We start from the raw sequence: 22541 nt of genomic DNA on the forward strand, positions 1-22541 counted from the left end.
ATGCAAGCTTCATCATCGCTAAAAAGCAATTAATCGGATGAAACCTGCATAAATTACCTTAAACAAAAGGATATGAACAATTTATGCAAGCTTCATCGCCGCTAAAAAGCAAATTAATCGGATGAAAAAAAATGAAGTACCTCAGGATGAAGGGAGCCTAGCCAAGAAAAATGTGCACGAGCTCTGTTATGCCGTCGACGAAAACGGCCGATACACGACTGTTCCCAGCCGTGGTTGGGAGGCCAAGACGCTGGCCCTCAACGAGTCACTCGAACTGATCGAAGAGCGTATAGCCGACAAAAAGCGGGCGGTAATCGCTGGAGAGCTCAGTCCCCTTGCTTATTTCATGGAACTTCACCGAATGGATATTCCACTACTGGCCAGCTACGTAGGAATACATCGCTGGTTTGTCAAACGACATTTCCATCCAAAGCGCTTCCGGAATTTGAACAAAAAAACGCTCCAAAAATATGCGGATGTCTTCGGCATCACGATTGAAGAACTAACGTCAGGCATCTCCTAAGGCAACACATGAATATTAATTTTGAACATCGGCAATCCGCCCATTGTGAAAACGGGGTGATTTCGAATTTATTAAACCACCGCGGCGTTGCCATTTCTGAGCCGATGGCTTTCGGAATCGGTAGCGGTTTGTTCTTTGTTTACCTCCCGTTTATCAAAGTCAATTTTGCCCCGGGTTTCAGCTACCGGCCGATGCCGGGAAAGATCTTCAGAAGACTGGCCAAACGACTCAATATTGGCGTTAAGCACCAACGGTTTTCATCGCCTGAGAGGGCAAAAGCTGTATTGGATGAGAAACTGGCGCAAGGTATTCCGGTGGGTTTGCAGGTCGGTGTATATCACCTCACCTATTTTCCAGATGAATACCGTTTTCATTTTAACGCGCACAACCTGGTTGTATACGGCAAGGAGGCCGGCGTATACCTAATCAGTGATCCGGTTATGGATTACGCCACCCGGTTGACCGAAGAGGAACTCCAGCGTGTGCGTTTTGCGAAGGGTGCACTTCCCCCGAAAGGACATCTGTACTACCTGGAGCGGTTGCCTACAAATTATGACCTAGAAAGAGCTATCAAAAAAGGAATCCGTCAAACCTGCAACGACATGCTGGCACCCGTTCCCATCGTGGGCGTACGTGCCATGAAGTGGGTGGCTAACAACATCCGCAAGTGGCCAAAAACCGTCGGCATCAAAAAAACCAACCATTACCTCGGACAACTCGTCCGGATGCAGGAAGAAATCGGAACCGGGGGCGGTGGATTCCGTTTTATTTATGCTGCTTTTCTTCAGGAAGCGGGCACCTTGCTTAACAATCCGGCGTTAATCCAGCGATCGGAAGAGATGACCGCCATCGGCGATGCCTGGCGCGATTTTGCGCTGGACATTTCACGCATCTATAAAAATCGGAAATCCGGCAGCGATGTATATGAAAGACTCTCCGATCAATTGCTGCGCCTTGCCGAACGGGAAAGGGAGTTCTTTATGACATTGAAAAAGGATGTTTAGCGACATGTCAACAACTTTCCTTATTTTCGTCCCATGGAGGAAATCATCCGTGTACACCAACTGTCCAAACGATACGCGGGCAGCGACCGGTATGCATTGAAAGATTTATCGCTTTCTATAAAAAAGGGGGAGATTTTTGGTATACTGGGTCCAAATGGAGCCGGCAAGACGACCTTGATTTCCACCCTGTGCGGCATGATTAAAGCTACATCCGGGGAACTGTGGTTCAAAAATCTGAACTATCGGCAGCATCGGCGGAAGATCCAACAGCAAATTGGTGTGGTACCCCAGGAATATGCTCTCTATCCCACCCTGACCGCATCGGAAAACCTCTATTATTTTGGCAGTCTATACGGTCTTTCCGCGACAGCCTTGAAACAGGATATTGCCCATGCCCTTGAACGGGTAGGCTTAGCCGACTTCGACAAAAAGGCCGTCAAAACGTTTTCCGGTGGTATGCAGCGGCGGGTAAATCTATTGGCCGGTATCCTGCACCGGCCGAATGTATTGTTTTTGGATGAGCCTACCGTGGGCGTTGATGTACATTCAAAGGAAGTGATCATGACCTTACTGCACGAACTCAACGAACAGGGAACAACGATTATATACAGCTCGCATCACCTCAACGAAGCGCAGCATTTTTGCACGAAAATCGCCATCATTGACGAAGGGAGCCTGGTCATCGAAGGTAAGCCACAGCAGCTGATCGAGTCCGTCTCGGGAGCGACCACATTGGAAAATGTGTTTATCCATCTTACGGGAAGCCAACTTAGGGACTATGCATAAATTGATTGTTTCCGCCTACAAGGAAGTTTTACTCTTACTGCGTGACTGGGGCGGATTAGCCATCCTCTTTTTTATGCCTTCGGTGCTGATTATTACCATTACGCTCATTCAAGAAAGCACGTTTAAAGCGGTAGGAGAATCTGTATTACCGATTGTATTGGTGGATGAAGACCGTGGGGAAATCGGCCAACTGGTGTCCGAGAATCTCTCCAAGGCCTCCAATATCGAACTGATTACCGAAATAGAAGGACATCCCATTGATAACAACCGGGCACATGCCTTGGTAAGTAGCGGGAAATATCAGATTGCATTGGTCATTCCCAAGGGAATCAGCGATGAACTGAATGACAAAGTAAACCACAACGTTGACAAAATTCTGGGCGAATTTGCGCTTGTCGAACCAGACAGCACCGCAGGCAATCCACCTGAAAAAAAGTGGCAAACCAAGGAAATAACCATCTATTTCGACCCGGCTGCGGGCCAAACATTCCGCAACGGGGTCAAAAACAATATCGAGCGGATGCTTTCCAAAGTCGAAGTACAGAAAATTTACGACGTTTTCATTGACCAAATGGATCTTTCGGAAGATCCCGGCCTCTTGAACGGCGAAATTATTAGCTTTAAAGAAACCATCGCCCAAAAAGGGGAAGATGGCATCATTCCTAACGCCGTGCAACACAATGTTCCGGCGTGGATCCTATTCGGTATTTTCTTTATCGTCGTTCCGTTGGGCATTAACCTCGTCAAGGAAAAAAATCTGGGTACCTACATCCGGCTGCGGACCAGCCCGGTTTCCTATGCCATTATCCTTGGCGGCAAAATCATGACCTATACCGTCATTTGCCTCATCCAATTTGCTTTGATGCTGCTCATTGCCAAATATATCTTTCCCCTTATCGGACTTATCGAATTTGATCCGGGGACGCAGCTTCCGTTGATGACCCTGATAGCCCTGACAGCGGGCTTGGCGGCCATCGGACTGGGGATACTCATTGGAACCGTAGCCGAAACGCAAGAGCAGTCGGCCCCGTTCGGAGCAATATTTGTGATTATCCTGGCCGCCCTCGGCGGCGTTTGGGTACCGACTTTCATCATGCCGGAGATGATGCAGAAAGTTTCGGCATTTTCGCCCATGAATTGGGGGATATCGGCCTTTTATGACGTCATCCTTCGTAACGGTACAATAGCCGATATCGCACGTCCGTTAGGGTACTTACTGTTATTTTTTGCGATTACCCTGATTGCGGCCCTGTTTTACGACAAAAAACATCAGACATATTGATGCACCTACCGCTTCAACATACCACCCGCTTCCGTGTACGGTTTAATGAGACAGACCCGTTGGGCATTGTATGGCACGGGCACTATGTTACCTATTTTGAGGACGGGCGAGAAGCATTCGGAGAGGCTTTCGGCATCTCCTACCGGCATATACAGAACAACGGCTTCCTGGCTCCGGTGGTCAAGTGCACTTGCGAGTATAAATCACCACTTCGTCACGGCGATTGGGCAACGGTAGAAACCACCTTTATCGACAGTCCCGCTGCCAAAATGATTTTCAGGTATACCATCCACGATGATTCCAAACGGATTATCGCGACGGGAGAAACCATTCAGGTGTTCACCGATACCAACGGTGAGCTTATGCTTACCAATCCGCGATTTTTTGAAGACTGGAAAACACAACAAGGACTGTTATGAAAGCGGAAGTCTTCATCGCCGGCGATTGCATAATTTCGCCGTTAGGTACGGGGAGCAGACTTAATTTTGAAAAGCTGTTGCTTGGGGAGACAGCAATATCCCCGATTGACGATCCGGCGCTTGCGGACCATCGCATCCACGCTGCACGCATAGCCGATAACCAATGGATTGAAAAACTCCGGAACGCACAACAGTATACACGTCTCGAAACGCTGTTTATTTTGGCGATACAACAGTTAATCGACGCCCATCGCATTCCCGTAGACGAGCGCACGTTAGTGCTGCTATCCACAACCAAGGGAAATGTATCGCTGCTGCACAACCCGGCAGCCCAGTTCCCCCCGAGCCGCGTGCACCTATCTGCAATGGCTCACGAAATCCAACGCTACTTCGGATTTGCAAATCAGCCGATCACGATTTCAAATGCGTGTATCTCGGGCGCTTTGGCACTATCCGTGGCCCGGCAGCTTCTGCAATACAACGAAGCGTATGACCACGCCCTGGTCATAGGCGGCGACGAGATTTCCAAGTTTATCGTTTCGGGTTTTGACGCGTTCCAAGCGTTGTCTGATGGCCGATGCCGCCCGTTTGACCGCGACCGCAACGGTTTGAATCTCGGCGAGGCGATTGCGGCGGCGTATGTTTCAAAAAATGCCTCAGAGGATGCCATCCACATCAAAGCTGCGGGCTCATCCAACGATGCCAATCATATTTCCGGCCCATCACGCACGGGCGAAGGACTGTATCGGAGCATCTGTGAGGCCATGCGCTTGGCCGACGACCCGATGCTTGATTTTATTTCGGCGCATGGCACAGCGACCGTTTATAACGATGAAATGGAGGCCATCGCCCTACATCGTTATGGCTTATCCGAAACACCGTTGCACAGTCTGAAGGCATACTATGGCCACACACTCGGAGCAAGCGGCCTGTTGGAAACCATTTTGGGCCTACACTCCCTGAGGACCAATCAGCTGATTCCCTCCCTCGGTTTCCAACATCCGGGAACGAGCAAACCGTTGAACGTCATAACCCAGCCCCTGGCACGTCCGCTTAAAACGTTTCTGAAAACGGCCTCTGGCTTCGGTGGCTGTAACATTGCGATGGTTTTTGAAAAAGTGTAATTCCATGGACGCCCCTTCTTACCACATTCAATCCTACTGCATGATCCGTGATCGTACCATCGCGGTGAATGGAACGACTTTTTTAAAAACCGATGCCGATCTTACGTTGGCTGATTTTCTCAAATCCGCGTATCGCCAACTGGATATCGACTATCCGAAATTCCATAAGATGGACAGCCTGTGCAAGGCGGTCCTGATCGCTGCCGAACTCATGGACCGGACCTCCGGTCCTTATGCAAGCGACACAGCTCTTATTTTTTCCAATCGTTCCTCGAGTTATCTGTCCGACAACAAGCACGCAACAGGTATCTTCGACACAGAAAACCCTACTGCCAGTCCGGCCACTTTCGTCTATACCTTACCGAATATTGCGCTGGGCGAAATCAGTATCCGCCATCAATTGCATAGCGAAAATGTTTTCTTTATTTTTGACCGCTATTTGCCTGAGTTTCTCGTCCCATACACCAACGCGGCGCTGGACGATAAACCAATAAAAAGCGCGATCGGCGGATGGGTAGAAATCGGCGAGCATACGTGTGATTTGCTGCTATATCACATCGGTAAGTCGGGTGACATACCGCATACCGTTGCGGAATTGAAACGAATATATAACGAACATGAGTGAATTGACAGAAGAGCTGAAAGCGAAAATCATTAGCCAACTGAACCTGGAAGATCTTACCGTAGACGACCTGGACGACAACATGCCATTATTTGGGAACGGCTTGGGATTAGATTCCATTGACGCGCTTGAGCTCATCGTGATGCTCGATAAAAGCTATGGGATCAAACTTTCGGATCCCAAAGAGGGCCGAAAGGTATTTGAAACCGTCCAGACCATGGCCGATTTCATTGAGGCAAACCGCAAATGAGCCCGATTGTCCCGATAGCCGTAACCGGAATGGGGGCCATCTCCGCCATTGGAAACGATGTCGCTGAAAATTTTAAGTCGCTCGCCGAGGCAAATCATGGCATCGGGCCCATCAGACAACTAGAAACCTGCCACGAGGAACGGTTATTGGCCGGGGAAGTCCATATGAGTAATGCCGAGTTGTACGACCGGTTACGGCTTTCCCAAGATATCGCCTACACACGCAGCACGTTGCTTGCGCTATGGGCGTCAAGAGAGGCCCTGGAAGCTGCCGCCATTGATCCTACAGACGGATACCGTACCGGACTGATTTCCGCAACCACGGTAGGCGGTATGGATGCCACTGAGCGATACTACGACGATTACCTTGCGTCCGCGAAAAATCGATCATTTATTCACACACACCCCTGCGGCTATGCGGCTGAACAAATTGCCGGACAGCTTGGCATAGCGGATTTCGTGACGACCATCAGCACGGCTTGCTCTTCGGCCGCCAACGCCATTATGCTGGGTGCCCGCATGATCCGGGCTGGCCTGCTGGACCGTGCCATCGTCGGCGGTACCGACTGCCTTTCCCGATTTACGGTCAATGGATTCAACTCGCTGATGATCTATACCGACGGCCATTGCCGGCCATTCGATGAAAACCGCAATGGATTGAATCTCGGGGAAGCGGCAGCCTATTTGGTGCTGGAAGCGGAAGAAGTGGCCCGTAACCGTGCAACATTGCCTATTGCCTATGTGACGGGGTATGGAAATGCCAACGACGCATTTCATCAAACCGCTTCCTCAGATAACGGAGAAGGCGCCTACCTGGCCATGCAGCAGGCCCTGGAAATCGCGCGGTTGAACCCCGCCGATGTCGATTATATCAATGCGCACGGTACTGCCACGCCAAACAACGACCTTGCCGAGGGCAATGCATTGCTGAGGATGTACGGATCGGCCTCTGCACTTCCGCCGTTCAGTTCTACCAAAGCCTTTACCGGTCATACGTTGGCGGCTGCCGGCGCCATCGAAGCCGTTTTTTCCATCCTGGCCCTGCAACATCAAGTGGTTTTTCCAAACTTGAATTTTTCACAACCCATTGCCTCGCTCAACATCGTCCCACAAACGGGATTAACGGCAAAAAAGATAGACCACGTGTTGTCGAATTCCTTCGGCTTCGGTGGCAATTGCAGCACCCTGATATTTTCCAAAGACCATGATTAAGCCCATTTACATCCATGGCAGCGGTTGCATTTCTGTTCAGCCTACGTTCGAAGCCGCCTACTTTTTTGATACCTTAAGGGCCTATCATCTAAACCCTGTTCCGGCGCTGGACCCCGATTATAAGGCGTTTATCCCTGCGCTGCAGCTCAGGCGCATGAACAAAAGTATGCGCATGGCTATTTTCGCTGCTAAACTAGCTATGGAACAGGCCGGCATAACAGCCATTGATGCCGTGATAACCGGCAGCGGCCTCGGTTGCCTGCGTGATTCAGAACGTTTTGTCGAAAATCTAAGGGCCGAAGAAGGCAGTTCGTTGAACCCCACACCCTTTATCCAATCTACCCACAATATGGCGGCAGCAGCGCTCGCGCTGTCATTGGATTGCAAAGGGTATAACATGACCTATGTTAACAACGCCAATTCGTTTGAATCGGCTTTGTTGGATGGAATGATCTACCTGACAGAACACTCTTCCCAAACCATTTTGCTGGGGGGTGTGGACGAATTGGGCGAACGCACGACCCAATTCTGGAATCTTGCGGGCTACCTGAAGCATCATAACCCCATCCTCCCCGTGCCTTTGAAGAAGGAGGCTGCTCCCGGCGAGATTAACACAGAAGGCGCAACCTTTTTCGTGGCATCACAACAACGCGGGCGCCATTCGTTGGGGCAAATATCAGCTGTAGAAACACGTTTGGAAACAGGCACGCCGGAAGCATTCATCCAAGATTTCCTGCAACGAAACCACGTAGCGATAAACACATTGGACGCAGTCATTTTGGGCTGCAATGGCGATGTACGTTACGACAACGTCTATTGGGCGTTGGGAAACTCTTGCTTCGCGGGCTTGCCACAGATCGCCTTCAAGCATGCGTTGGGTGAGTATGACACGGTCGTCGCTGCCGCACTTTTTTTAGCCTTTGGTATCTTTCAGCATCAATACATACCACCGTCGCTGCTACTGAATGATCGCCAGCCTCGCTCGTTACAACGGATCCTGATCTATACGCAACGCCGCGGACAAAACCATAGCGTGATTTTAGTGGAAAGATGACGGGGTTAATCATAGGTTTATTGTTGGCTGCTTTCGTTACGCTGGCATTGGGCGTCTTCAACATCCAATGGAATTTTTTCGTAAAGGCCATCCATCGGGCAACTACTTCAACCCGGCAGATCGCCCTTACATTTGACGATGGCCCCCATCCGACGTATACCCCGCAGGTGCTCACCCAACTGGAGAAATACGGGATTCAGGCGACCTTTTTCTGCATTGGGAAACACGCAGCTACTTATCCTCACCTGATCAAGGAATTGCACCGACGCGACCACGTGGTAGGAAATCACTCATTTACCCATGCTTCGACCATTGATTTTCATACCCGTACGAAATGGTTGATGGAAATCCAGCAAACCGACGGCGTCATCGAACAAACGCTTGGAAAACGACCCCGTTTTTTTCGTCCGCCTTATGGAGTGACCACACCCCATCTGGCGAAGGCCCTCAAAGAGACGAACCATGCGATCATCGGATGGCGGGTACGTCCATACGATACACTCAACCGCTCTTCCGAACAGATTGTGCGCACGATTCTAAGAAAAACCAAGCCCGGCGATATCATTTTGCTTCATGACACACATGAACGGATTGTGCCGGTTTTGGAACAGTTGTTGCCCGCACTAAAGCACAGGAAATTTGATATGGTTACCGTTGAAAATTTAATCCAACAAGATGCATATAAGCAAGATTAGCTTCGTAGGATTCATCATATGCTTTGCCGGATTGCCTCTATTTGCCCAGCAACGGGCGTTGACAGCCCCGGAGATTGCGACATTAAAAGAGAAAACGGCGATGAGTGCCCGGAGTCTGCAATCACTGGAGAGTAATTTCAAGCAAACCAAACAATTAAGCTATCTGGAGGATGCCGTGCAATCTGCAGGTAAACTCTATTTCAAAAATCCGAAGAAAATCCGATGGGAATATACAACGCCCACCCCCTTTGTCATCCAATTCAATGGGGATAAGATGTACACGCGCGACGGAAAGGGCAGGATCTCCCAAACCGACCTTGCAGCGAACAGACGATTCAACGCACTGAACGAGCTGTTAACTGAAACGGTTCAAGAAGGGAATTTTTTTAATGAAAGTCGCTTTGGCATTTCTTATTATAGAAACGGGAAAGAATATGTCGCTGCGCTGATCCCGAAGGAAAAAGCACTCAGTAAATACATCAAACAAATTGAATTATCGATTGATGGCATTTCCTTTTTGGTAAAAAAGGTTAAAATCATTGATCCTTCATCCGACTATACGCAATTAGATTTTACAAACCAACGGAAAAACATACCCATATCGGACGATAAGTTCGTAGTCAATTAGTATTTATAATTTTTTACTTTTGTCCCCTATGTCCCTGTTACACGACTTCTATTCCATCGAATCCTTTTCTGCACAAGACCAGAAAGTATCGGCTTCCATCGTGATTAACAAGGAGCATCCGGTATTTAAAGGGCATTTTCCTAACCGCCCGGTTACGCCAGGGGTATGTATGATGCAAATCATCAAGGAACTGGCCGAAAAGTGGTCGGCGAGCACCCTGATATTAAGAAAAGCACGCAATGTTAAATTCATGGCAATCATCAATCCCGAGGAACAGCCAAACATTCAGGTAACGTTGGATGTTGAGGAAGAGGATGGATTACTTTCTGTTAAAAGTACGACATCATTTGAAGACACAGTAGCGCTTAAGTTCAGCGGTGTCTTTCAAAAGGAAACGCATTAAATTCTGGTCATGAAAAAAGTAATTGCCTCTTTCGTTATCGTAGCCAGTTGGCTGACCCTGCAAGCCCAAGACTTGGCCAACATACGCCTCTTGTATCGGGATGCTACCAAGTCTGAGGAACAGGCGAAAGCCTTCTTTGAACCGCTGAAAGGTGTAACCCAAAGTGACGAACCCGTATTGGTCGCATACAAAGGATCAGGCTTGATGCTGTTGGCACGGTATGAAAAACTGGCCAACCGCGGGCCGAAGGTGAAAGAGGCCGCACAATGGATTGAACAGGCCGTAGCCGCTGAACCCGAAAATGCCGAGATCCGGCTGATCCGGCTGAGCGTGCAGGAACACCTTCCCCGATTTCTGAAATACAACCAACACATCGAAGAAGATCGACAATTTGTTCAGCAAGCATTGCCGTCGCTTAAAGACGAAAGTCTAAAAGCCATGATTAACGGCTATTTCGAAGAATTTTCAAAGAAATGAACGAATCACCTAAATGGCCAACACCGACGGATTAACTGCCATTAATGCGTGTGTAATCATCCCCACCTACAATAACGCCAAGACGCTATCCAGGGTACTCGATGGTGTTCTTGCAAAGACATCGCATGTAATCGTGGTAAACGATGGGAGCACGGACGCAACGGGCGGTATCCTGTCTCAATATCCTACAGTGATCCGCATTGACCTCCCAAGCAACCAAGGAAAAGGAAGTGCACTCCGCGAAGGGTTCCAGGAGGCGGTTGCACGGCACTATGATTATGCGATCACGCTAGACTCGGATGGTCAGCATTTTCCCGACGACATTCCGGCATTTGTCGATGAAATTGCGGAAAACGGAATGGCGTTATTGATTGGCGACCGAAACATGAATCAGGAGGGCATTCCAGGCAAAAGTAGCTTTGGCAATCGATTTTCCAACTTTTGGTTTCGATTTGAAACGGGAATTGCCCTTTCGGATACCCAATCCGGTTTCCGGCTGTACCCGCTGAAAGAAATCCGCGATATCCGATTTTATACCAAAAAATTTGAATTCGAGATCGAAGTAATCGTTAAGGCCGCCTGGCGAGGTATTCCGATCCGGAATGTGCCCATACGGGTACTGTACGATCCCAATGAGCGCGTTTCCCATTTCCGGCCCTTTCGCGACTTTACCCGCATCAGCATATTGAATACGTGGTTCGTGCTGGTTACCCTGCTGTATATCCGTCCGCGTGACTACTTCCGTACCTTCAAAGAGAAGGGTTTTAAACGCTTTTTCTTCGAGGATCTTTTGCATAGCGAAGACCCGCCCCTGAAAAAATCGCTCTCCGTAGCACTCGGCGTATTCGTCGGAATATCCCCTTTCTGGGGATTTCAGACGGTAATTGTACTGTTCCTGGCTTGGATACTCCGCCTTAATAAGCTGATCGCTTTTGCCTTCTCAAACGTAAGTATCCCCCCACTCATTCCATTCATCGTTTATGCTTGTTTAGAAGCCGGCACGTTTGTGTTGGGGCAACCCACGGCAGCCTCGGGATTCAACTGGAGGCAGGTTGATACGTATCGACCCTATATTCAACAACATCTTACCGAATATCTGGTGGGCAGTTTCGTATTGGGCACTTTTGCCGCTGCAATGGGTGGAATGCTGGCCTATCTGCTGCTGAACATTCAGTCTAGCCGGAGGACATCCTTGTGACAGTTTTGTGCCTTTGCATGAAAAACTGCTAACTTTGCGTCTCAACTGTATCACATTGGCATCTTTTTTTTTCTCTATATACCGTTTTCTAACTACCCATCGGAGGGCATTCTTTGTTACGGTGCCGCTAGTTTTTGCGCTACTGGCCTATTGGGCCAGCCGGATCCGGTTTGAAGAAGACATTACCAAATTGATTCCGACCAGCGAAGGCTCCGGATACATTACGGAAGTATTGGAATCGGTCAAATTCGCCGACAAGACGGTGATCAACATTTCCGCGGCGAAGACCGGTGATTTGGGCTCGCTCCAGGAATATGCCGATGCATTTGCCACAGCGATGACACAGGAAGCCGCTCCCTATATGACCCGTCTGCAAGTACGGTTGGAAGCGGATCAACTTGCGGAGTTGATGGACTTGGTGGCCAGCCATCTGCCTCTTTTTTTGGATGAAAACGACTACCACCGCATCGATTCCCTGCTCCATCCCGACTCCGTTGCCGCAAGCGTCGACGATGCCTATCGAATGATTACCAATCCCCAAAACTTTATAACCACGCCCTTTGCGCGTCAGGACCCCCTGGGACTGGTTTTCCTGGGATTGCAAAAATTCCAGCGGTTGCAATCCGGCGGGCATTTTACCCTCGAGGACGGCTACCTGATTGGCCGCAACCGCAAAAACCTGCTTGCTTTTATTACTTCTTCGGGAAGCACCGGAGAAACAGCCAAAAACGCCGAATTTATTCAGATTCTGGATCAAACCATTCAACAACTTAACGCGCAGTTTGAAGGTCGCGCACATGCCGAATACGTTGGTGCGACGGCCATCGCCGTGGCCAATGCCCAACAGATAAAACGGGATATCCAACTTACGTTGTCCATCGCCTTGGTCCTGCTTGTTACCTTGTTCATCTATTTTTACCGACGCGTCACCATTCCCTTGATCATCCTGTTTCCGGCAATTTTTGGAAGTTTACTGGGAATGTCGGTGCTGTACTGGCTGAAAGGTACCATTTCAGCGATATCCATTGGTATAGGATCGGTGCTATTGGGGCTCACACTTGACTACTCGCTTCACATCCTCAGTCATTACCGTGGTACAGGAGACATTCGCCGGTTGTTCGAAAGCACCACCAAACCTTTGCTGATGTGTGCAGTTTTTACGGCCGTAGACTTTCTTTGCTTGATATTTCTTCATTCGGATGTGCTGAAGGATCTGGGCATTTTTGCGGCAGTCAGCGTACTCGGCGCCGCAGTTTTCGCGTTGGTTTTCATTCCCCAGGTATATGCGCCGACCCGTAGCGTTTTGGTACGGCAACATACATTTATTGATGCCATCGCCCGATACGATTTCAGCCGTAACAAATGGATATTGGGCTTGGGGATTCTACTCACCTTAGCCAGCCTTTTTACCTACCAGCGAGTCGGTTTCAACAATGACTTGGCCGCATTGAATTACGAGCCGGAGCACCTGAAGTTGGCCGAACGCCGGCTTGACACGCTGACAAATTATTCGGCAAAGTCCATTTACCTGGTCGCCTATGGCAGCACCTACAACGAAGCATCCGACCGGAATACCCGTCTTTACAGCCAGCTGGAACAACAAGAGACGCAAGGCAATATCCAAAGCTTTCAATCGGTGGGCGGCGTTGCACTGTCAGCCGACCACCAGCGGGAACGAATCAGCCAATGGAATCAGTTTTGGTCGGAAGATAAAAAAGAACGGCTCACGCAGCAGCTTCTTGGCAACGGTCGTCGTGTCGGCTTCAAGGATAACACCTTCCAACCTTTCTTTGAAACACTTTCGCGGGCATATTCTCCCCTGGATACCACTGAACAAACGCTGTTAAACAGGTTATTCCTCGAAGAATTCGTTTCTTCGCAAAAGAACCTGACAACGATTACGAGCGTAGTGAAGACGGATGATAGCCTGGCGGCCGAGGCTATCCACTCACTGGCAAGTGAAGACGCAGGCATTCTGGCCATCGACCGCAAACATTTGCAGGAAAAGTTGCTGGGTAACCTGGAATCCGATTTCAACACGCTTTTCTTCATTGCATCCATTGCCGTTTTTGTGGTCACGTTTTTATTTTTTGGCAGTCTGGAGATCACATTGGTCACCAACATCCCGATTTTCCTAGGGTGGCTGGTTACTTTGGGCGTTATGGGCGTGTTAGGCATTCAATTTAACGCCTTCAACATCATTATTACCACGCTCATCTTTGGGTTGGGAGTCGACTATTCCATTTTTGTAACTAAAGGACTGCTGGAACAATACACCTATGGCAGCCGCGACCTGCCCGCATATAAAGCGGGAGTCGTCATGTCTGCGCTCGCCACCCTGCTTTGCTTCGGAATTCTCATCTTTGCCAAACATCCCGCCATCCGATCCATCTCCGTTATTCCGCTGATCGGCTTGTTGGTTGTCGTATTGATGTCCTTCTCGCTCCAGCCGTGGCTTTTCCGTACCTTCATTGCGAAGCCTCAGGAACAAGGCAATACGCCTTGGCGCATCGTCAACCTGATTTTGACCGGTCTTACATTTGGCTACTTTTTCCTTGGTGGATTGATCTTGAGTCTCTTGTCACAACTTTTTATCGCGGTCATCCCCATTAGCAAAAAGAAGAAGTTTGCCGTATTTCATCGGGCATTGCAGTTATTCTTCCACAACCTTATGTATCGCACGCCCGGTGTTCGGATGGAGGTGGTGGGTCAACACCCTTCCAATTACGCCCCCCCGGTTATCTTAATTGCGAATCACACATCGATTCTGGACACCCCCACCGTGGGTCTTCTACATGCCAAACAAATCTTTATGATGAATGATCGCCAATTCCGCTCGCCCTTCTTTGGTCGCGCCATGCGGATGGTAGGCGCCCCTCCAGCCTCGGAAAACCACCCCGATAGCTTGGTTAAAATCCGTAAAAAAATTGAACAAGGATACTCCATCATCATCTTTCCTGAGGGTACCCGCTCCATGACCACCACCATTCAGCGGTTTCACAAAGGAGCTTTTTATCTGGCAGAACAACTCAAATTGGATATCCTTCCGCTGCTGGTGCATGGCAATGCCCACGCGCTGCCTAAAAACGACAACATGTTAAAGCCTGGTCCGATTACGCTGAAGTACCTACCAAGAATCAAGTACGATGATCCGACATGGGGCCGAAACTATGCGGAACGAGCGAAACGTATATCTGCTTACTTCAAAGCGGAATTCCGGGCCCTGCGAAACGACCGGGAACCCGCCGATTATTTCAAAAAGAAACTACAGTTCAACTTTGTCTATAAACCCCGGCATATTCAGCGCGCGGTTCGAACAGCCTTTAACGCGCATAAAGAAGCTTATCATCAGCTTTTGCGCCACCTTCCCACCGCAGGGCGCTTTTTGCACCTGGGATGCGGCTACGGCGTGTTGGATTTCCTGCTGGTTTACGACAGTGCCGAGCGGCAAGTTACGGCTTGGGATTCCGATCAAGAAAAAGTTTTGGCAGCCCAGCACACCTATACCGCAAACCGCTATGCCCTGCAGTTCGTAACGGACATCCCACCCTTGAATGGGTATGACGTTCTTATGGTGTCCGGGACCTTATCTGCCGACTGGATGGATTATGCAGGAACAGCCACTTGGGTAGTTATAGAAGGGAATTATCCCGACGCATCCACTTCCCTGCAAACACAAGGCTTTCAGCTGGTTTTTGAAAACGATCGGATTACGGGGTATCGGAAATAGAAAAAAGGAGAATTCTTTATTTTATCTTTACCGGGAAATGCATGAATCATTCGATATCATTGTCATCGGAAGCGGTCTCGGAGGGCTGGTCTGTGCCACCATACTTGCAAAAGAGGGGTTAAAGGTCTTACTCTTGGAAAAGAATAACCAATACGGAGGCAATTTGCAGACGTTCGTTCGCGACCGACGTATCTTTGATACGGGGGTTCACTACATTGGCGGTTTGGAAAAAGGACAGAATCTTTACCAATATTTCCACTACCTGGGTATTGCCGAAAAACTCCGCCTCAAACGGATGGACCGAAATGGATTCGATATGGTGACTTTTGACAGCGATCCCATCGAATATCCGTATGCTCAGGGTGGAGAGAACTTCGTAGCGCAGTTAAGCAATTATTTTCCCGATGAACAGAAAGGCATCAGGCAATTTTACGCCAAGATGAAGGAAATCTGCCAAAGCTTTCCGCTCTATCGCTTGAATGCCGAAGAAACCTATCAATGGAATGAAGACATCCTTGGCTTGAAGGTAAGCGACGTAATCAACCAATGCACATCAAACCAAAAATTGCGGGCTGTTTTGGCCGGCACCAACCTGCTGTATGCAGGCATTAAGGACAAAACGCCCTTTTATGTGCACGCCTTATCCGTCAATTCGTATATCGAAAGCGCATGGCGGTGTGTAAATGGCGGCGGACAGATCGCCAAGCTCCTTATCCGGGAACTTCATAAACACGGTGGAAAGGCACTGAAATATAAAGAAGTGGTTAAGTTCCAAATCGAGGATAGTATGCTTCGCTCGGTATCCACAGCCGATGGGGCTACCTACCGGGCGACCTCATTTATTGCGAATATCGATCCGAAGAAAATACTTGAGCTGATCGGCGACTATCCGATTCGCAAATCCTATGCAAACCACATCCGGAATGCAGAACCTACCATTTCTTCCTTCAGCCTCTATATCGTGTTAAAGCCAAAATCGGTCCGGTATCTTAACAAAAACTATTATCATTTCCGGGATGAAGCGAGTGTATGGGACAACATTCAATATTCGGTAGCCGAGTGGCCAAAAGGATACATGGTATCCATGAATGCAAAACAGGATCAGGATGAATGGGCAGAAACCATGACCATATTCACGTATATGCGGTATGATGAGGTAAAGCAATGGGCGCACACGTACAACACGGTGGCTGATACGGCCGACCGTGGCGATGATTATGAACGATTTAAGCAAAAAAAGACAGAAGTCATGCTTACTGAATTGGAAAAAAAATTCCCAGATCTCCGTAAGCATATCCAAGCGACGTATGTATCCACTCCGTTGACCTACCGCGATTACATCGGGAGTGAAACGGGCGGTATGTACGGATTTGTCAAAGACGCCAATCATCCGCTGAAAAACTACCTACCACCGCGTACGAAGATTAAGAATTTATTGCTTACCGGTCAAAATGTGAACATGCATGGCATCTTGGGTGTCACCATCAGTGCGGTGCTGACGTGCGCTGAACTGCTGGGTAAGTCATATCTTCTAACTAAAATCAATCAAGCTAGCCAACCGGAACATTTAACTGTCGAAGCCCATGGGAACGTTTAATCTGGAACCCCTCGAACGCATACAGCCCATTTCTAAGGCCGAATTTATCCATCGGTACCATCGCCCTCAACGGCCGGTTTTGATCGAAAACCTGACGAATGCCTGGAATGGCAAATGGACCTTCGATCACATCAAGTCGTTAGCCGGAGACCAAACGGTGCCCCTGTATGACAACAAACCTGCAAAAGACAAAGAAAGTGTATATGCACCTGTCACCACAATGCAGTTTGGGGCATACATCGATTTGTTAAAGACGCAACCTACCGACCTTCGTATCTTCTTCTACACATTGAAAGACCATTGTCCGCAATTGCTGGAGGATTTCGAATATCCCGACATCGGCCTAAAGTTCTTCAAGCGATTGCCTGCTTTGTTTTTTGGCGGTGGCTTGTCGAAGGTTTTTGCTCATTATGACATCGATTTACCAGACAACCTCCACATACACTTTGAAGGAAACAAACGCGTGGTGCTATTCGGCCCCGACCAAAGCACGCATCTGTACAAAGTGCCCTTTTCCATTCATAATATCGATAAAATCGATATGGATAATCCCGATTTCGAACGGTATCCGGCATTGAAACGTGTAAAAGGCTATGAAGTATACATGAAACACGGCGATGCGCTTTACATGCCAAGCGGCTGGTGGCATTATATCACCTATCTGGATGGCGGTTTCTCCATGACGTTGCGTGCTTTGCCACGGACGCCCAAGCGTTTCGCCAACATGCTTTATAACGTCTTTATTATGCGTCTCATTGACAACACCATGCGGAAAATGCGGGGTCAAAAATGGCTTGATCAGAAGGAACGATGGGCATATCGACGCACTAACGCAAGGGTAAGATGATTTCCGAGGCACCCATTCGCTAATGCCGGACTTGCATATTCTTCTACGCAGTCCTGCCGAACCGCCCGAATCGAACGGCTGGCAAGATTCTGCTTTAGCACGCATTCAGCCACCTGGCAGTAGTTGCGTTCTACCACCGCAACAAAGGGTAACTGCCGACCGAACCACGTGCGAATGGTTAGGGTTTATTATTTGTTAAATTTGGCATCCTAAGCATTTACGAAAATACAGGTTTAAATTGTTGGAATACCTACCCAAAACGGGTGGTTTTCGAAAATGCTTAATATTTGTTAATAAGTTCCGTCCGGGAATTGATCTGCAGCTTACTGTAGATATTACGGATATGGAACTTTACCGTATCAATACTTATAAAAAGACGCTCAGCGACCGTTTTATATGACGCGCCGTGCTGGAGCATTGATATGATTTCGATTTCCCGCGCTGTTAACTGATCAACTTCCCTGGGTTCCACCTTATCCAACAAGGGATTAAAATATCCAATAACCATTCGGGCGACCAGCGGACTCATGACCGAGCCCCCATTCATCACTTCAATAAGCTGTTCTTCTATTTTGGGTAGCGGGGTATCCTTGAGCAGGTAACCGGAAGCCCCCGCGCACAGCGCCTGAAAGATTGTCTCTTTATCTTCGAACACGGTGAACATAACCACCTGGGTCAAGTAGGATTTACGCTTAACATGCCAGGTCGCCTCGATGCCGGATTTACCCGGAAGGCCAATATCGCAAAGGACAAGGTCTAAACGTTGATCTTTCCATGAACTGATAAACTCTTCGGTTGAAGTTGCGGTAAACAAAGGCTCAAATTGGGAGGTTGCGCCAAAATACCCCTCCAACGCTTTCAAAATAATGGGATTATCTTCAATTATAGCCAGCTTAAATTGATTGCTTTTCATAAATTAACGTAAATATTATCCCGTGGTCAGGAACGGTGTTTTCACAGATGGCTGTAAAGATAGTTGATTTCGACAATGATTATCCCACCCTTTTGGTGTAGTTTTAAAAAAGAATCCATTCATTTCGTTCGCACCTCATCGATTAAAGCCCATAAATGGGTTGCATAATGTGCTTATCAGCGCGGAACTTAAAGAGGTTTCCGTTGGGAACCAGCATTGTATTCGCTGGTAACTAATCGCAGGGTAGACACAACGTGCTTTTCATTGGTAGATGCGCCCAAAGATAGAAAATTCGCGAACAGACTTGAAACTATCTTCAAATTAATATAGGCTTTTACCACGGATGAGTAAATCCTGCCGCTCCCGGTGGCAAACCGCATAAGAAAATCCTTTTTGCAACGCAAAAGCTCCATATTCACCTTCTTTATTCAACGCTAAGAACCCCACCTGTATCTGCTTGGCCATATCCGGCTTTTTTTTGGCAATCCGGACGACGGCCTCGCGGCAGGCTTCTTCCGGGGGATATCCCTGCCGCATGAGTTCAACAACCAAAAAACTGCCGACCGTACGAATCACTTCTTCACCAACTCCGGTTGCCGTAGCGCCCCCGACTTCATTATCTACATACAGCCCAGCTCCGATAATGGGACTATCGCCAATCCGACCGCGCATCTTAAATGCCATCCCGCTGGTTGTACAGGCGCCGGATAAATTGCCCGTTGCGTCCAATGCCAACATTCCGATGGTATCATGGTTGTATTCATTTCCCGGCAGTCTCTCGGTGGTAAACGATGTATTTTCGATATTGATAATCGGTTGGTATTTTTTTTCTTTTAACCATTCCTTCCATGCTTTCTCTGCCTCAGGCGTCAACAAATTTTCTCGTTTGAACCCGTTATCGAGAGCAAATTGCAAGGCTCCTTCGCCAACCAGCATAACATGGGGTGTCTTTTCCATCACCAACCGCGCTACGGAAATGGGATGGGCGATGTATTCCAATGCCGCAACGGAACCACAATTCCCCTGCTCGTCCATGATACATGCATCCAACGTTACATGACCATCCCTGTCGGGATATCCACCTTTCCCTACTGTAACGTTTTTTAGGTCGGCTTCGGGCACACGCACACCTGCTTCCACGGCATCGAGTGACCTCCCGCCGTTTTTAAGCACCTTCCACGCCGCCCGATTCGCCGCTACACCAAAATCCCACGTAGCGATGACAACGGGCTTATTTGCCGTTCCGATGTCGGTGTTTTTATCGTCCGGGACAGGCACCCGTCCACGCAGAGAAAGTGCAGATACACCGGCGGCGCCCGATAGGATAAATTTTCGTCTGCTGATCATAATTTCAACTAATTGGCTGATGTGATAAATGTATTCATTGCAAGGTACTGATTTATATCCTATCTTAGGCAGAAAGTTACCCAGACATGAGATTCCTGCTGTTATCCCTATTTTGTTTGACCCTAAGTATGGCAAGCTGGGCGGAAAGCCGTTTGCCGGATTCTGCCGAATACAAACGGATTTTCGATCTTGCTGAACAAACCATCCGGCACGTTATCCCCGACAAACGTACTGCTGTTTTCGAGTTAACGCGCGCTAGCGGCGCCTCCCCTTTATATCGCGTAATCACCACCGAAACAGAAGCTCAAACGTATTTCACCCGATTGTTGGCTAAACACCATATCCCACATACAAAAGTAGCGATAAATCTACTGCCCGATAGCAGCGTGGGAGGAAAAGTTACCGGGATCGTAAATCTTTCCGTGGCCAATCTTCGCGTATCCCCCAGCAATCAAGCGGAACTGGCGTCTCAGGTACTGTTGGGAACGCAACTCGATCTCCTTCAATATAGAGATGGTTATTATCGTGTAAGGACACCAGAAGGTTATATCGCCTGGGTCAGCGAGTCATCGGTTTCGCCCAAGTCTGCTTCCACGCTAGCGCAATGGCAAACAGGCGACAAAATAATAGTTACGGCCGATTTTGGACATGCGTACAGTCAACCTGACGAGCAATCTTTGCGGGTTTCAGATCTGGTTATGGGCAACCTCCTGAATGTGCTGGGTACGTCTGGTGAATTTATTCACGTTTTGTATCCGGACGGGCGAGACGGCTTTATCAAAAGCCAAAACGTGCAGCCGTTTACCACTTGGCTTAACACGCGCCGGCTAACAGCGGAAAATGTGCTCAAAACCGCTAAAACCATGATGGGATTACCTTATCTTTGGGGTGGCACTTCGGTAAAGGGCGTGGATTGCAGCGGCTTTACCAAAACGGCCTTTTATATGAACGGACTCATCATTCCCCGCGATGCATCGCAACAGGTACTCGCCGGTCAACCGATCGATATTTTATCCGACGACACCTTGAACGTTGAAAAGGCGCTACGGAATTTGATCCCCGGCGATTTGCTTTTTTTTGCTTCGGGCACGGGCCGCTCCTCTGATGCCCGGGTCACCCATGTAGCGTTGTATCTGGGTAACGGCGAATTCATTCATGCCGCAGGCATGGTACAGATCAACAGCATGGTATCCGGCTCCGCAAATTATGGCGCACTTGATACCCGTACGCTGATAGCTGCCCGCCGATATATCGGACAACCGGATTCCGCGCTTCAACCCATGGACCAGCACCCGTTTTATACCTCTTTAGGCCGACATTAATAAAAATGAATGCAATTATGACTGTCCGTAATTTCGGAAAATTCACCCTGCGTTTCAGACCCTATACGTTGGAACTCCGACACGTATTTACCGTTTCTACCGCTTCGCGCACGACAACCCCGGCGGTTCTGGCTGAACTCGAATTTGAGGGAGTGACGGGATATGGAGAAGCCGCCATGCCTCCTTATTTGGGCGAATCTGAAGCCAGTGTACTGAAATTCCTGAACCAAGTGGACTTTTCCGGCTTCGACGATCCATTCCTTACTGCTGATATACTTCACTATATCGACGGCATCGCTCCGAAAAACACGGCCGCCAAAGCTGCCATAGATATCGCATTGCATGACCTGCTCGGAAAAATAATGAATCGCCCCTGGCATCGCATTTGGGGGTTCAATCCCGCCAGCACGCCGTATACTTCTTATACCATCGGTATTGATACGGCCGAAATGGTCAGGCAAAAGGTACGTGAGGCAGCACCTTATAAGTTATTAAAAGTAAAATTGGGTCTGGATACCGACAAGATGATGATTGAAACGATCCGGGAAGTAACCGATAAACCGTTGTGTGCCGACGTAAATCAAGGATGGAGGCATCGGGAAGAAGCGCTCGAAATGGCGCACTGGCTATCCGAACGAGGTGTCGTTTTCCTTGAACAGCCTATGCCCAAGGAGCAAGTGGATGACAACGCGTGGCTCACGGAGAACAGTCCCATTCCGACGGTTGCCGACGAAGCCGTACAGCGGCTTTCCGATGTCCGGAAAGCATTCGGTGTCTACAACGGTATCAACATCAAACTGATGAAATGTACCGGTATGCGGGAAGCGCATCAAATGGTCGAATTGGCGCGTGCACTGGACATGAAGGTAATGCTCGGCTGCATGACGGAAACGTCGTGCGCAATTTCCGCGGCGGCACAGTTGGCGCCGATTGTCGATTGGGCAGACCTGGACGGTGCATTATTGATCGGAAACGATGCCTTTCAAGGCATGGAGGTCGTTGATGGGAAAATTACGTTGCCAAACCGACCTGGCATCGGAGCGGTTCCTTTATCAGCCGCTCACCAAACCCAGTAATAACGCCGGCCCCGCCTCCCAGAATGGACGGGG

22 protein-coding genes are annotated in these 22541 nt (G+C 48.8%); 20 read left to right on the forward strand and 2 right to left on the reverse strand.

Annotated features, from left to right (window positions below; genetic code table 11):
- Positions 1-121 precede the first annotated feature (121 nt).
- From ACFQRK_RS07720 to ACFQRK_RS07805, 18 genes are all read left to right on the forward strand, one after another.
- Positions 122-523 carry a helix-turn-helix domain-containing protein gene (locus tag ACFQRK_RS07720; RefSeq protein ID WP_379005262.1) on the forward strand — a complete coding sequence of 134 codons (402 nt, stop codon included), beginning with the start codon at positions 122-124 and terminating at the stop codon, positions 521-523.
- Between the two features lie 8 nt (positions 524-531).
- Positions 532-1527, forward strand: coding sequence for a BtrH N-terminal domain-containing protein (locus ACFQRK_RS07725; protein WP_379005264.1), 996 nt, complete (start codon positions 532-534; stop codon positions 1525-1527).
- Positions 1528-1560: 33 nt separating this feature from the next.
- Positions 1561-2313: an ABC transporter ATP-binding protein gene (locus tag ACFQRK_RS07730; RefSeq protein WP_379005266.1), complete on the forward strand. Its 753-nt coding sequence runs from the start codon at positions 1561-1563 to the stop codon at positions 2311-2313.
- On the forward strand, positions 2306-3595 hold the full coding sequence (locus ACFQRK_RS07735) for an ABC transporter permease (protein ID WP_379005268.1): 1290 nt from the start codon (positions 2306-2308) through the stop codon (positions 3593-3595). The genes ACFQRK_RS07730 and ACFQRK_RS07735 overlap by 8 nt, the downstream gene beginning before the upstream one ends.
- A complete protein-coding gene (locus ACFQRK_RS07740; protein WP_379005270.1) occupies positions 3595-4014 on the forward strand; it encodes an acyl-CoA thioesterase in 420 nt (139 codons plus the stop codon). Before ACFQRK_RS07735 ends, ACFQRK_RS07740 begins: the two co-directional genes overlap by 1 nt.
- Positions 4011-5138: a beta-ketoacyl-[acyl-carrier-protein] synthase family protein gene (locus ACFQRK_RS07745; RefSeq protein WP_379005272.1), complete on the forward strand. Its 1128-nt coding sequence runs from the start codon at positions 4011-4013 to the stop codon at positions 5136-5138. The genes ACFQRK_RS07740 and ACFQRK_RS07745 overlap by 4 nt, the downstream gene beginning before the upstream one ends.
- Positions 5139-5142: 4 nt before the next feature.
- Positions 5143-5763 carry a hypothetical protein gene (locus tag ACFQRK_RS07750; RefSeq protein WP_379005274.1) on the forward strand — a complete coding sequence of 207 codons (621 nt, stop codon included), beginning with the start codon at positions 5143-5145 and terminating at the stop codon, positions 5761-5763.
- Positions 5756-6010: a phosphopantetheine-binding protein gene (locus ACFQRK_RS07755; protein WP_379005276.1), complete on the forward strand. Its 255-nt coding sequence runs from the start codon at positions 5756-5758 to the stop codon at positions 6008-6010. The genes ACFQRK_RS07750 and ACFQRK_RS07755 overlap by 8 nt, the downstream gene beginning before the upstream one ends.
- Entirely contained in the window at positions 6007-7221 is a 1215-nt protein-coding gene (locus ACFQRK_RS07760; RefSeq protein ID WP_379005278.1) for a beta-ketoacyl-[acyl-carrier-protein] synthase family protein, read from the forward strand. Before ACFQRK_RS07755 ends, ACFQRK_RS07760 begins: the two co-directional genes overlap by 4 nt.
- Positions 7214-8275, forward strand: a complete 1062-nt coding sequence (locus ACFQRK_RS07765; protein ID WP_379005279.1) for a beta-ketoacyl synthase chain length factor — start codon at positions 7214-7216, stop codon at positions 8273-8275. The genes ACFQRK_RS07760 and ACFQRK_RS07765 overlap by 8 nt, the downstream gene beginning before the upstream one ends.
- Positions 8272-8970 carry a polysaccharide deacetylase family protein gene (locus ACFQRK_RS07770; RefSeq protein ID WP_379005281.1) on the forward strand — a complete coding sequence of 233 codons (699 nt, stop codon included), beginning with the start codon at positions 8272-8274 and terminating at the stop codon, positions 8968-8970. Before ACFQRK_RS07765 ends, ACFQRK_RS07770 begins: the two co-directional genes overlap by 4 nt.
- Positions 8951-9598, forward strand: coding sequence for an outer membrane lipoprotein carrier protein LolA (locus ACFQRK_RS07775; protein WP_379005283.1), 648 nt, complete (start codon positions 8951-8953; stop codon positions 9596-9598). The genes ACFQRK_RS07770 and ACFQRK_RS07775 overlap by 20 nt, the downstream gene beginning before the upstream one ends.
- 28 nt (positions 9599-9626) lie before the next feature.
- Positions 9627-10001, forward strand: a complete 375-nt coding sequence (locus ACFQRK_RS07780) for a hypothetical protein (protein WP_379005285.1) — start codon at positions 9627-9629, stop codon at positions 9999-10001.
- Positions 10002-10010: 9 nt separating this feature from the next.
- The gene (locus ACFQRK_RS07785) at positions 10011-10478 is read left to right on the forward strand and encodes a hypothetical protein (RefSeq protein WP_379005287.1); all 468 of its coding nucleotides are present in this window, start codon (positions 10011-10013) and stop codon (positions 10476-10478) included.
- 13 nt (positions 10479-10491) lie between these two features.
- Complete coding sequence (locus ACFQRK_RS07790; protein WP_379005289.1) at positions 10492-11676, forward strand: DUF2062 domain-containing protein; 1185 nt, start codon at positions 10492-10494, stop codon at positions 11674-11676.
- 121 nt (positions 11677-11797) lie between these two features.
- On the forward strand, positions 11798-15406 hold the full coding sequence (locus ACFQRK_RS07795; protein WP_379005291.1) for a 1-acyl-sn-glycerol-3-phosphate acyltransferase: 3609 nt from the start codon (positions 11798-11800) through the stop codon (positions 15404-15406).
- A gap of 37 nt (positions 15407-15443) precedes the next feature.
- Entirely contained in the window at positions 15444-17003 is a 1560-nt protein-coding gene (locus tag ACFQRK_RS07800) for a phytoene desaturase family protein (protein ID WP_379005293.1), read from the forward strand.
- Positions 16990-17850, forward strand: a complete 861-nt coding sequence (locus ACFQRK_RS07805) for a cupin-like domain-containing protein (RefSeq protein WP_379005295.1) — start codon at positions 16990-16992, stop codon at positions 17848-17850. The genes ACFQRK_RS07800 and ACFQRK_RS07805 overlap by 14 nt, the downstream gene beginning before the upstream one ends.
- A gap of 280 nt (positions 17851-18130) precedes the next feature.
- Here the strand turns inward: ACFQRK_RS07805 and ACFQRK_RS07810 are convergent, their stop codons facing one another.
- Complete coding sequence (locus ACFQRK_RS07810) at positions 18131-18763, reverse strand: response regulator (RefSeq protein WP_379005297.1); 633 nt, start codon at positions 18761-18763, stop codon at positions 18131-18133.
- A 321-nt stretch (positions 18764-19084) separates the two neighbouring features.
- On the reverse strand, positions 19085-20110 hold the full coding sequence (locus tag ACFQRK_RS07815; RefSeq protein WP_379005299.1) for a N(4)-(beta-N-acetylglucosaminyl)-L-asparaginase: 1026 nt from the start codon (positions 20108-20110) through the stop codon (positions 19085-19087).
- Positions 20111-20238: 128 nt separating this feature from the next.
- Between ACFQRK_RS07815 and ACFQRK_RS07820 the strand changes: the two genes are divergently transcribed.
- Both ACFQRK_RS07820 and ACFQRK_RS07825 read left to right on the forward strand, forming a co-directional pair.
- Positions 20239-21432: an NlpC/P60 family protein gene (locus tag ACFQRK_RS07820; RefSeq protein WP_379005301.1), complete on the forward strand. Its 1194-nt coding sequence runs from the start codon at positions 20239-20241 to the stop codon at positions 21430-21432.
- 17 nt (positions 21433-21449) lie between these two features.
- Positions 21450-22508 (forward strand): dipeptide epimerase, encoded by a 1059-nt coding sequence (locus ACFQRK_RS07825; RefSeq protein WP_379005303.1) that lies wholly within the window; start codon positions 21450-21452, stop codon positions 22506-22508.
- The last annotated feature ends 33 nt before the right edge of the window (positions 22509-22541 follow it).

Origin of the sequence: Parapedobacter sp. GCM10030251 (assembly GCF_042666505.1) — a bacterium.
Taxonomy (GTDB): domain Bacteria; phylum Bacteroidota; class Bacteroidia; order Sphingobacteriales; family Sphingobacteriaceae; genus Parapedobacter.